Consider the following 11,653-nt stretch of genomic DNA (forward strand, 5'->3'; position numbering starts at 1 on the left):
CTGACTTTCGATGCGGGGGCGGGGGCCTGATGCAACAGCGCTGTGTCGCGTCCAGATCGGTGCGCGGCGGTGTCGCTGCGGCGGTCGGATTGCTGGTGATCGCGGTGGTCGCACTGAGTGGTTCGCCCAGCCAGTCGACGATCGCCGCCTTCAAGACCGTCCTGACGCTGGCGGCAGTGCTGGCGTCGGTGCTGACCGTGCGTACCGGTCTCCTGGCGCGGGGGCAGGCCCGGGTGGCGTGGCTGGCGCTGGCCGGCGCTCTCGCCGTGTACGCGGTCGCCGTGGGAACGCGCGCGTGGGACGCGATCGCCGGCAGCGAGCGAGCGTTCCCCTTCTGGGCGGATCTGCTTCGACTGGTGCTTCCGTTGGCCGGATGTGTCGTGGTGTTGTTGCTGCCGTTGGGATTGACCCGGATGTCGCGTCTGCGACTGTTGCTCGACGGGCTCGTCGTCACCGGCTCGTTCATCATCGTGGTGTGGATCGGGGTGTTGGACGAGGTCTATCAGAGCCGCCCGGCCGACCGGGCCATGCTCGCCATGTCGATCGCCTACCCGATGGTCGACGCGGCGTGGGTGACCATCGCGCTGTTGGCGTTCTTGCGGGCGTTGCCCGGGCAACGCTTGACCACCGGTCTGATCACCGCAACCGGCTTCTGCTTCGCACTGACCAACGACGCCGCGGTGTATTACATTTCGGCGCAGCAGTACTTCGACCATCGGGTGGTCGCCGTCGGATGGCTCGCCGGGCTCTTACTGTTCGTCGCAGTCGCCATCGCAGGACGGACGTGCGCATACCGGTACACCACGGTGGTACAGCCGCCGTCGTCGGCGTCGGTGTTGCTGCCCTTCGTGCCGGTGGTGGCGGCGATCGCGGCGACCTTCACCCGACAGCCTCAGCAACTGCTGTCCGGCCCGTCATTGGTCGCTGGGGCGCTGTTGATCGTCGCGTTCCTGGCGCGGCAGATCCTCGTCGCCGGCGAGAACGCGAGGCTGTTCGCGACCGTCACCGACTACGCTCTGCATGACCCGGTGACCGGCCTGGCCAACCGCGCGGCTTTCCACGACCGGGTCAGTCACGCGATGCAGATGCGGGATCGGGACGGGGTCTCGGTCGCGGTGATGACCCTCGACATCGACGACTTCAAGATGGTGAACGACACCTTCGGCTATCACATCGGCGACGAGTTGCTCCTGCTAGTCGGCGAGCGGATCGTGACCGCTGTACATTCCGGCTACACGGTGGCACGGGTGGGTGGCGATGAATTCGCGGTGCTCATCGAGGGACGGGATGACCACTCTCAGGTGGTCGCTCATCGGGTGGCCGAGGCGCTGGACCGGCCGTTCACCGTCGCCGGTCAGGAACTGATCATTCGGGCCAGCATGGGGTTGGCCATCGCAGATCCGGACGACTGTGACATCACGACCGCTGAATTGTTGCAGCGATCCGATGTCGCGCGGGTGGCGGCCAAGAAGTCGAGGGTCCCTGGTGTCCACGCGTTTGCCCCCGAGATGGTGGCCGAGTTCTTCGTGGGCAGTTTCCTGCATCGGGAGCCGGTGCCAGTGGGCAGCAAGCAGACCTCGGCCGTCCGCCTCCTCGGCGAGCTTCGGCAGGCCATCGATCGCGATGAACTCGCGTTGCACTATCAACCGAAAGTCGACCTGCGCTCATTGGAGATCGTCGGAGTGGAGGCATTGGTGCGCTGGCCGCATCCTTCGCGCGGGATGCTGGGGCCCGAGGAGTTCCTCCCGCTGGTGCGGCGGCACGGGCTGATGCTGACGGTCACCGATCAGGTGATCAACCGAGCTCTCGACGACGCATTGATCTGGCACCGGGCCGGTTTCGAGGTTCCGGTGGCGGTCAACGTCGCCGCGCCGTCATTGGCCACGGCGAAGCTCGCGACGACGATCTCCCGTGCGGTGTCCGCGCGAGGTCTAAGCGCCTCCTCGTTGATCGTGGAGATCACCGAAGACCTGTTTCTCGAAGGGCTCGAGCGGACCACCCGGGTGCTGGGACTGCTGCGAGCCGCGGGGGTGCGGATCGCGGTCGACGATTTCGGCAGTGGCTACTCGGCGCTGTCGTATCTGCCCGACCTTCCGCTGGATGTGGTGAAACTGGATCGCCGGTTCGTTGAACCGATCACATCGGACCCGCGCTCGGCCGCGGTGGTGCGTGCCGTCGTCGACCTGGCGCACGAGTTGGGTCTGAGCGCCGTCGCCGAAGGCATCGAAGATTTCGGCACGTTGTCCCGTCTGCGCGAGTTGGGTTGCGATGTGGGACAAGGCTTTTACTTCAGCAGGCCGGTGGAGCGCGACGTTCTGCTCGCGATGCTCGCTAATCCTCCGTGGGCACCAGCTTCAGCGACACCGAGTTGATGCAGTAGCGCTGATCGGTCGGGGTGGGGTAGCCCTCGCCGCTGAACACGTGACCCAGGTGGCTGTGGCAGTTGGCGCACAACACTTCGACCCGGTGCATACCCAGCGAGTCGTCCGGGCGCAGGATCACCGCTTCGGAATGCGACGGGTCGAAGAACGACGGCCAGCCGCAGTGCGACTCGAATTTCTCGGTGCTGCGGAACAATTCGGCTCCGCAGGCTCGGCACTGGTAGATGCCTTCGGTCTTGGTGTCGGTGTACTCGCCGGTGAACGGGCGCTCGGTGCCGGCCTGGCGCAACACGTGATACTCCGTGGGCGTCAGGCGCGTGCGCCACTCGTCGTCGGTCAGTTCCAGCTTTGGGGCGGGAATCGAACTCATGGCACCACGGTACCGCGTACGCGTGCACCCCCGTCGAGCGTCACATCAGAGCCGCTCTCGGCGGCGGGCGTCACGCCGGTGTGGCGTTCGGCGCCTCGGCCGCGTCGTTCTCGTGCATCCAGCGCGGGTCGATGCCCTCGTCGAGCCGGCCGTCGGCCTTGGCATCGAGATAGCGGAAGTACAACACACAGAACACCACGATCAGCATCAGCGACCAGCCGTAGGTGATCTTCATGTACTCCAGGAACCGGCCTGTCGTCGGCCAGCGCCACATCAGGTAGCGGTCCATCGTCAAGAACCCGTAGGTCGCCAGCCACGCCGGCCAGTTGCGCAACACCGAGTTGGGCAGCACCACCGTCATCAGGAACGGGAACAACATCATCGAGTAGTAGCCCTGCGCCAGCGACAGCACCAGCCACGACGTGATGAGCAGGACGCCGGAGGAGGTCAGCATCCAGAACAGTTGGTCGCGCTGGTGGTAGTAGCGGTACAGCAGCCACAGGCTGATCACCGCCAGCACTGCGAACAGCACCCGCAGAGCGAGGATCAGCCACATCGGCAGGCCGTAGTAGACGCCGTTGCCCAGCACCGAGGAGTTGAAATAGTCCCGGGTGGAGAAGATGTAGGGCAGGGTGCGCCGCACGAAATCCATCGGGTCGGATACCAGCGGCCAGGCGGCGATGTTGAACACCAGCGGCACCGCGAAGGCAGCGATCAGGGTGCGCCACTGCTTGTTGAGCAGCGGCAGCAGCAACAGCACCCCGAGCAGCGGTTTGACCACCAGTGACAGCCCGATCGCCACGCCGGCCAGCCACTGATGGTTGACCTTGCCGTCGAGCAGCCAGCGGAAGAACAGCACTTCGGCCAGCAGGATGCAGCCGTTGATGTTGGTGAACACCAGCGTGTTGGTCACCGACTCGGTGCAGAACATGGCCAGCAGCAGCGCGGGCAGCGCCACCGAGGTCAGCGGGAAGTTGAACAAGCGCACGATCAGGCAGGCCGCGACGATCATCGCGACGGTGTTGAAGAACACGAACCAGTTGTGCGAGGCAAAGACCGGCAGGTAGCCGAACGGCGCCATCAGCAGAGTGCCGCCCGGCGGATAGAGATAGTGCGGGTCGACGTGGTCGAAGTGCTCGTTGTAGATGTCCAGCCCGCGGCGGAAGTTCGACACCGCCCGGTACACGGGGCCGAAGTCGTCGGTGATGTATCCGTTGGAGGACAGCACATAGCTGCGATGGATGATCGACACGATCGCGATCGGCCACAGCGCCGAGCGCAGCACGGAGGCCGCGCTGGCCGGGCTGGTTCGGGGGGCGAACGCCTGTCGCAGGCCGGAACGAAGGGAGTCAGCTACCGCCACGTCCGCACCGTACACCGGACCGCGGCCCGGACCGATCAGGCGGGGCAGTAGGTGTCGGTGGGCGGCATCTTGCCGGTGTCGATGTAGCTCATCATCGGGGGCAGCGCGCAGGCCGAGTAGATGCTGGCGCCATGGCCGATGCCCTGCCACATCACCCGCTTGCTGGCCGCGCCGGCGTTGATGATGGTGGCCGCGGAGGCCGGCACACCCTGGCCGCCGGCGATCGGATCGTTCTGCACACCCATCAGCAGCACGTTGACCTTCAGGTTCTTCGGTTCCTTCGGAGCCGCGCCGCTGGGCCAGTTCAGGCACTTGACCAGGTTGAGCGCGCCGACGGTGCCGAACTGGGGGTAGAGCTTGCCCCAGGCGACCACGAGTTCGCGCACCCGGTCGGGGGTGGGCCGGTTCAGCGCATCACTGCAGGAGTTGACGAACTGGCCGTCGGAATCCCGCGTCCCCTGCGCCTGGGTGATCAGGCTGTTGAGCGCGTTGGTATCGCCGTTGCGTGCCGCGGCGAGCGTGTTGGCGAGGTTGACGGTGCTGCCGATCCGATCCCCGCTCGGGTAACCCAGCGCGGTCACGATCGCGTTGGCCAGCACCGCCACCGACACCCCACCGGGGCCGCGTCCGGCCCTGGCGGCCGACAGCAGCGCATCGACGGCGGCCTTGGGGTCGGGGCCCAGGGCGCAGTTGACGGCGACGCACTGAGCGGCGAACGCGTCGAGAGCGCCCTGCTGACTCTTGACCTGGTCTTCGGCTTCGGCCTCCGCGCTGATCCCGGGCGGGACGGGGGAGTCGAGCACCAGTCGGGCCACCTTGTCCGGATGCGACCCGGCATAGGCCAGCGCGATCTGCGCGCCGTTGCCCACGCCCACGATCGCCAGCGCCGGGACGTCCCAGTTGCTGCGCAGCCGCTCGAGGTCCTCGGCGGCGCGGGCGTTGTCATAGGCCGAGTCGCCGGGCGCGATGGCGTCGGTGCAGCCGGTGGTGGCGGTCATGGTGATCGCGCCGAGGTTGGCCACCGGGTCGTCGCCGGATTCGAACTGCGCCTGGTCGCGCATCTCCTGGCGGTCGAACGCGTCGCGGCAGTCCACCGCGCTCGACAGCCCGATACCGCGGCGGTCCACCGACACGATCGGATGCGTCTTGAGGACGTCTGTTCCCGAACGGCTCAGCCACACCGGTAATTGCATCGACGACGGAATGTCGGTGCCCGTGGTGAACACCACCGGTCCGGCGTCGGGCGGGGTCTGGACCGAACGGGCGCGCACCACGCCGACGCTGATCGTCCCGGTGGCCCCGGCGATCGAGTCGAGGTCGGCGTCGTAGTTGGTGCATTCCAGGATTACCCCGGGCAGGGCGGGCATGCCGGCATCGCCGAACACCTTCGACGTGCAGTCCTTCCACCCCGTCAGATCTTTCTTGGGGGCCGCGATATCGGGCGGCCCACCAGCGGGCTTGGCGGTGGTGGGACCGCCGCCGGGGTTGTGCGCCGAGTTGCTGGCGAACTGCGGGTTGGCAGCCAGCCATGGGGCGCACCCGGTCAACAGAGCCGTCAGCGCCGCGGTCCCGACGCCGACCGCGGCGAGCACCCGGCGATCACGCATGCCCACCACAGTAGCGACCGGTCCCGCGATGGCCGCGTCAGCGCACGCGCGTGTATCGGCCGTAGATGTAACCCTCGGCATCGGAGATCAGATGGGTGCGCTGCATCCGGGTCAACGCCTGCGCCGCCCCGGCGGTGATGCGGGGTCCGTCGCCGCCCACCAGCACCGGGGCGCTGGTCAGGCACATCTCATCTAGGAGTCCCGCCGCCAGGAATGTGCCCATCAGGCTGGGACCGCCTTCGCACAGAATCCGGGGCAGACCCCGGTCGGCCAGCGCGGCCACCGCGACCGCCGGGTCGACTTCGGCCGGGTCGTCCGAGGAGCAGGCGATCACCTCGGCGGCCGAACCCAGCAGCGAACGGGACGTCTCGGCGGCATCGGTGCACGTGAGCACCAGCGGCGGCACTTCGGTCCGGGTGAGCACCGGCAGGTCGTGGTCCAGCCGCCCGGAGCGGGTCACCAGGGCGATCGGTGGGATCTCGGTCTGGCCGCGGTGCTGACGGTTGCGCCGCTGCGCGACGGTCATCTGCGCGCCGGAGTAGTTCTCGCTGCGCGCGGTGCCGGCTCCGACGACGATCACGTCGGCCAGCTCGCGCAGCACGTTGAACAGCCGCCGGTCACCGGCTCCGCCCAAGCCGCCGGACGTGCCGTCGGTAGTGGCTCCGCCGTCGAGGCTGGCGATCATGTTGCCGCGGACGCAGGGCGCCCCATCGGCGGGATAGCCATAGAGCGCATAGAGCCCGTCGTCGTCCACGGGGCCCGCGGGGCCCAGCAGTGTGAAGTACGTCCCATCCGGCATGTCGTGGGGTGGGCTTGCCATGTCATCGATTCCAACACGTCGCTACAGTGCGTCCATGCAAAGCCGCACAGCCGAAGCCAATTCGGTACCGGGGCTTGACCATCTCGTCGACCGGCATCCGACGGTTTCGCCGGAGCGTCTGATCGCCCAACTGGTTCCGCCGCCCACCTTCGCCGACGTCACCTTCGACACCTACCGGCCCGACCCCGCCGAGCCAACCCAGGCCGCCGCGCTGGAGACCTGCCGGGCGTTCTGTGTGCAGGCGCACCAGCGGCGGGCCGGCAAGAAGAAGATGTTCGGCAAGCGCGAGACGGTGCCGGGGGTGGGGATCTATCTGGACGGTGGGTTCGGGGTCGGCAAGACCCACCTGCTGGCGTCGACGTACCGGCAACTGGCGGATTCGGCCGAACATCCCAGGGCGTTTGCCACTTTCGGTGAGCTCACCCAGCTGGCCGGGGTGTTCGGCTTCGTCGAGTGCATCGACCTGCTGGCCGACTATGTGGTGCTGTGCATCGACGAGTTCGAGCTCGACGATCCCGGTAACACCACACTGATCTCGCGGATGCTCTCCCAATTGGTCGAGCGCGGCGTGTCGATCGCGGCCACGTCGAACACGCTGCCCGAACAACTGGGTGAGGGCAGATTCGCCGCCCAGGATTTCTTGCGTGAGATCAACACGCTGGCAAGCATTTTCACCACCGTTCGCATCGAAGGTCCGGACTATCGGCACCGCGGCCTGCCGCCGGCGCCCGACCCGCTCTCCGATGACGAGGTGGCCTCGGGAGCGGCCGGCACCCCGGGTGCCACCATCGACGACTTCGACGCGCTGTGCGCCCACCTGGCCACCATGCATCCCTCCCGCTACCTGACGCTCATCGAGGGTGTGACTGCGGTCTACATCACCGGCGTGCATCCGCTGGACGACCAGAACGTCGCGCTGCGTCTGGTGGCGCTCACCGACCGACTCTACGACGCCGGCATTCCGGTGGTGGCGTCCGGCGCGAAGCTCGACACGTTGTTCTCCGAGGAGATGCTTGCCGGGGGCTACCGCAAAAAGTATCTGCGTGCCACCTCGCGGCTGCTGGCGCTCAGCCGCCAGGGTGGTCTGTGATCCGGGCTCAGTCCAGTCCGAGCGCGGGCAGGATCAGGGTGTCGATGACCTTGCGGACGAACGGTGCGTCGACCCGGAGTCCGTTGATGACACGGTGAAGGGCCATCGCAGTGAGTGAACCTGCGATCATCGGTAGGTCGAGTCCGGGCGGGATCTCCCCGCGCTCGACGGCCCGCTCAAACAACGCCGAGATCTTGCGGGTTCCCTTGCCCAGCAAGAGATCCTCGAGCGCCGCGCTCAGTTCGGTGTCTCGGCCGGCTTCCAGGGCCACCTGCATGATCAGTTCGTTGGTGATGATGTCGTCGTCATTGCGGGCGACACGTGTCACGAGCAGGTCCAGGTCCCCGCGCAGGCTGCCGGTGTCCGGTGGTTCGTCGTCGAGAAGTTCAGGTCGCCAGTACACCAGCGCATCGGTGACCAGCGCGGCCTTCGACGACCACCGCCGGTAGATCGCGGCTTTTCCCACTCCAGCCCGTGCGGCGATGTCGTTCATGTTGGTGGCCGCGTATCCCGATTCGGCGAGTACCGCCACCGTCGCATTGAGGATCGCGACATCGCGTGAGCGGTCTAGTCTGCCGCTGCTGCGCTGCCGGGTCACCGGGGGGACTCTGGTCCCCTCCGAGGCGGCCAGCTCACGGCTCGTACGCATCAGGTCATTCTGCCGGAGCGACCGCCACTGGCTCGGTTTCGGGATCGTCCGTTGACTTGGGCGGTGCCGGTTGCGGGTGGGTGATCTTGTAGGTATTGAGTGGCCACCAGAACCAGCGCCCCAGTGCCGCAGCGATCGACGGAGTCATGAATGACCGCACGATCAGGGTGTCCACCAGCAGGCCGATGCCAATGGTCATGCCGATCTGACCGACCACGCGCAGGTCACTGACGACCATGGACATCATGGTGAAGGCGAACACCAGCCCGGCTGAGGTCACCACCCGGCCGGTCGCGCCCATCCCCCTGATGATGCCGGTGTTGAGGCCGGCATGGATCTCCTCACGGAGACGGGACACCACCAGCAGGTTGTAGTCGGAGCCCACGGCCAGCAGGATGACGACCGCCAGCGGAATGACGATCCATTGCACCCCGAGTCCGAGGATGTCCTGCCAGAGCAGAACCGACAGGCCGCACGCCGTGCCGAGTGAGGCGGCCACTGTTCCGACGATCACCAGCGCAGCCACCACGCTTCTGGTGATCAGCAGCATGATCGCAAAGATCAGGATCATCGCCGACAGGCAGGCGACGGCAAGATCGTTGTTGGCTCCGCGTTGCATATCGGCATACATCGCCGCGGTGCCCGCCAATGAGACACGGGCGTTCTCCAGCGGCGTGCCCTTGAGGGCGTCGGCCACGGTGTCCTTGATCCCGGCGACGTGCTCGATGCCCTGCACGGAGGCGGGATCGCCCTGGTGGGTGATGATGATCCGCACGGCTTTGCCATCCGGGGACATGAACATCTTCATGCCGCGCTGGAAGTCGGGGTTCTTGAACACATCCGGTGGTAGGTAGAACGAGTCGTCGTTCTTGGCCTCGTCGAAGTATTGGCCCATCAGCGTGGACCCTTCTGCCAGTTCTTGTTGGTGGGCTTGGATTCCGGCCATGGTGCTGTGCGTGGACAGCATGAAATCACGCATCGTCTTCATCGACTGGATCGTCGGTGGCAACGTCGCGACCAGCTGGGGCATCAACTTGTCCATCTGATCCAGGTCACCGGTCAGGCCACCGATCTGGTCGGCTAGGGTGTCGACGCCGTCCAGGGAGTCGAACACGGACCTGATCGACTGGCAAACCGGGATGTCGAAGCAATGCGGTTCCCAATAGAAGTAGTTACGCATCGGCCGGAAGAAATCGTCGAAATCAGCGATCTTGTCGCGCAGATCGTTGGTGGTATCGGCCATCTCGTGGGTGCGACCCACCATGTCGTGCGTGGTGGTGTTGAGCTGCGTCATCAGGTCATACATGTGTTCCATGCTGGCGATGGTCTTGCTCATCTCGTCAGCCTGTTCGAGCATCTGCGCGGTGTTGTCACTCTGAATCTTTGCCGTTTGCAGCGTTCCCGCGTTCTGCATGGCGATCTGGAACGGGATCGAACTGTGCTCGATCGGCGCGCCCAGCGGTCGGGTGATGGTCTGTACCCGTTCGATACCGTGCAAGTGGAAAACCGCCTTCGCCACGCGATCGATGACCAGCATGTCGGCCGGATTTCGCAGATCGTGGTCGGCCTCCAGCATCAACAATTCGGGGTTCATACGTGCCTTGGAGAAGTGCCGTTCGGCCGCGGCCTGGGCGATATTGGATGGCATGTCCGCGGGCGTGAACTTCGCGTCGTTGTATTGCGGAACGTAGGTCAACAGGCTCACGAAACCGATGATCGCGATGACTCCAGTGACGACGATGATGGGAACGGGCCAACGCACGACGACGGTGCCCACCTTGCGCCACCCGCGGGTGGACGGTTCTCGTTTGGGATCGAGCAACCCGAAGCGCGACAGCACGGCCAGAACCGCTGGTGCGAGCGTCAGTGCCGCGGCCACAATGGCCAAAAGTGAGACAGCACAAGGTACCGACATTGAATTGAAGTACGGCAGGGTTGTCATCTTCAAGCACAGCAATGCGCCGACGATGGTCAGCCCGGAGCCCAGGATGACATGCGATACGCCTGCATAAGAGGTGTAGAAGGCCTCCTCGCGATCAAGCCCCTTGGATCGCTCTTCGTGGTAGCGGCCGATCAGGAAGATGATGTAGTCGGTGCCGGCCGCGATGGCCAGCATGGTCACCATGCTCTCGGCGTACGGCGTGAGCCCGATGATGTTCTTGTCGCCGACGAAGGCCACCAATCCTTGTGCGGCAAACAGTTCAATTCCGAGTATGAGCAGGGCGACGATCGTGGTGATCACCGAGCGATAGACGATCAGCAGCATCACCAGGATGACCAGGATCGACAGGCCGGCCATCAGGCCCATGCTCTTCTTGCCGGCGATGCTGGTGTCGGCGACGATCACGGTATTGCCACCCACGTAAGCCTTGACCCCGGGAGGCGCCGGCACCGAATCGACGATACTGCGCACCGCTGCAACGGATTCGTGGCTCAGATTGGTGCCCTGAGCCCCCCGTAGAAACACCTGGACGTAGGCAGCTTTCCCGTCGGCGCTCTGCGCGCCGGCCGCAGTGAGCGGATCTCCCCAGAAGTCCTGGACATTCTCGATGTGTGCGGTGTCTGCGGTGAGCTTGGCGACGATCTGGTTGTAATACTGATGTGCGCTGTCGCCAAGTTTGTCCTGGCCCTCGATGACGACCATCGCCGAGGAATCGGAGTCGAACTGCTGGAACACCTTGCCGATGCGCAGCATGCCGATATAGGCCGGTGAGTTCGTCGGCGCCAGGTTGGCAGAGTGCGCGTCGGCTACTTCCGGCAAGCTTGGCGCGACAACGGCAAAGCCGACCGCCAACAGCACCCAGAAGGCGATGATCGGCAGTGCGAAGATGCGGACCAGTCGCGGCACCAACGGACGGTGGGGCTGGGCGTGAGATGTGCTCATACGGATTTCACCAAGCAGTAGATGAACGGTTGGTACTCGTCGGTGCTGCGGTCATCGCGAACCTGTCCGTCGACGACCACCCGGCACCGCAACCCATCGGTCGCCGGGCTCGCCTGCGCCACAATGTTGGCCGACATCGACGGCAGGGTGGTGACGATCGAGTACGACCAGGGCAGGGCGGTCTCCACGTGATGGGGTTGGCCGTTTTCGTCGAGGTAGTCGATCGTCGCCGTACCGCCCACGCCACCGGTGATCTCGTAGGTGATCTTCTTGGGATTGAACGGAGCGGTGTTGTCGGCGTTGCCGTCAGCGTTAGTGGCTGCCGGCGGGTTGAGTCCCTCTTTGATCCTGACGATCGCGTAGCCGCCGATCGCGACGACGACGACCAGAAGCAGCGGGATCCATGCCCGCCGAAGAAGTCGCAACACTCCGCGGTACCTGCCCTTCATTCACCGTCCAGACGGCCGCGCGGCGGACCTCTCGCCGCAA

At 65.6% G+C, this 11,653-nt stretch carries 9 protein-coding genes; 2 read left to right on the forward strand and 7 right to left on the reverse strand.

The features are described 5' to 3' along the window. Positions 1-59 precede the first annotated feature (59 nt). Positions 60-2,372: a putative bifunctional diguanylate cyclase/phosphodiesterase gene (locus G6N35_RS03650; RefSeq protein WP_163803013.1), complete on the forward strand. Its 2,313-nt coding sequence runs from the start codon at positions 60-62 to the stop codon at positions 2,370-2,372. Here G6N35_RS03650 and msrB read toward each other — a convergent pair. From msrB to G6N35_RS03670, 4 genes are all read right to left on the reverse strand, one after another. Next, complete coding sequence (gene msrB / locus G6N35_RS03655; protein ID WP_163803014.1) at positions 2,332-2,751, reverse strand: peptide-methionine (R)-S-oxide reductase MsrB; 420 nt, start codon at positions 2,749-2,751, stop codon at positions 2,332-2,334. The two genes, G6N35_RS03650 and msrB, sit on opposite strands and share 41 nt — an antisense overlap. A gap of 70 nt (positions 2,752-2,821) precedes the next feature. Further along, positions 2,822-4,129, reverse strand: coding sequence for an arabinofuranan 3-O-arabinosyltransferase (gene aftC, locus G6N35_RS03660; protein ID WP_163803015.1), 1,308 nt, complete (start codon positions 4,127-4,129; stop codon positions 2,822-2,824). A gap of 20 nt (positions 4,130-4,149) precedes the next feature. Then, positions 4,150-5,721, reverse strand: coding sequence for an alpha/beta fold hydrolase (locus G6N35_RS03665; RefSeq protein WP_163803016.1), 1,572 nt, complete (start codon positions 5,719-5,721; stop codon positions 4,150-4,152). A 37-nt stretch (positions 5,722-5,758) separates the two neighbouring features. Further along, positions 5,759-6,520 (reverse strand): pyrimidine reductase family protein, encoded by a 762-nt coding sequence (locus G6N35_RS03670; RefSeq protein WP_163807451.1) that lies wholly within the window; start codon positions 6,518-6,520, stop codon positions 5,759-5,761. 19 nt (positions 6,521-6,539) lie between these two features. On the opposite strand from G6N35_RS03670, the gene zapE reads away from it, so the two are divergent. Beyond that, the gene (gene zapE / locus G6N35_RS03675; RefSeq protein ID WP_163803017.1) at positions 6,540-7,631 is read left to right on the forward strand and encodes a cell division protein ZapE; all 1,092 of its coding nucleotides are present in this window, start codon (positions 6,540-6,542) and stop codon (positions 7,629-7,631) included. A gap of 7 nt (positions 7,632-7,638) precedes the next feature. Here zapE and G6N35_RS03680 read toward each other — a convergent pair whose 3' ends face one another. Genes G6N35_RS03680 through G6N35_RS03690 form a run of 3 tightly spaced genes read right to left on the reverse strand, consistent with a single transcriptional unit; the run spans position 7,639 to position 11,592 of the window. After that, complete coding sequence (locus G6N35_RS03680) at positions 7,639-8,280, reverse strand: TetR/AcrR family transcriptional regulator (protein ID WP_163803018.1); 642 nt, start codon at positions 8,278-8,280, stop codon at positions 7,639-7,641. 4 nt (positions 8,281-8,284) lie between these two features. Further along, the gene (locus G6N35_RS03685) at positions 8,285-11,164 is read right to left on the reverse strand and encodes an MMPL/RND family transporter (RefSeq protein WP_163803019.1); all 2,880 of its coding nucleotides are present in this window, start codon (positions 11,162-11,164) and stop codon (positions 8,285-8,287) included. Beyond that, entirely contained in the window at positions 11,161-11,592 is a 432-nt protein-coding gene (locus G6N35_RS03690) for an MmpS family transport accessory protein (RefSeq protein ID WP_246224192.1), read from the reverse strand. Before G6N35_RS03690 ends, G6N35_RS03685 begins: the two co-directional genes overlap by 4 nt. Between the last annotated feature and the right edge of the window lie 61 nt (positions 11,593-11,653).

Origin of the sequence: Mycolicibacterium anyangense (genome assembly GCF_010731855.1) — a bacterium.
In the GTDB taxonomy this organism is placed as follows: Bacteria; Actinomycetota; Actinomycetes; order Mycobacteriales; family Mycobacteriaceae; genus Mycobacterium; species Mycobacterium anyangense.

Excerpts from the sequence above, each read along its gene's own strand:
- msrB (WP_163803014.1), bottom strand. The coding sequence starts at position 2,751 with ATGAGTTCGATTCCCGCCCCAAAGCTGGAACTGACCGACGACGAGTGG.
- G6N35_RS03665 (WP_163803016.1), bottom strand. The coding sequence starts at position 5,721 with ATGCGTGATCGCCGGGTGCTCGCCGCGGTCGGCGTCGGGACCGCGGCG.
- G6N35_RS03670 (WP_163807451.1), bottom strand. The coding sequence starts at position 6,520 with ATGCCGGATGGGACGTACTTCACACTGCTGGGCCCCGCGGGCCCCGTG.
- zapE (WP_163803017.1), top strand. The coding sequence starts at position 6,540 with ATGTCATCGATTCCAACACGTCGCTACAGTGCGTCCATGCAAAGCCGC.
- G6N35_RS03680 (WP_163803018.1), bottom strand. The coding sequence starts at position 8,280 with ATGCGTACGAGCCGTGAGCTGGCCGCCTCGGAGGGGACCAGAGTCCCC.
- G6N35_RS03685 (WP_163803019.1), bottom strand. The coding sequence starts at position 11,164 with ATGAGCACATCTCACGCCCAGCCCCACCGTCCGTTGGTGCCGCGACTG.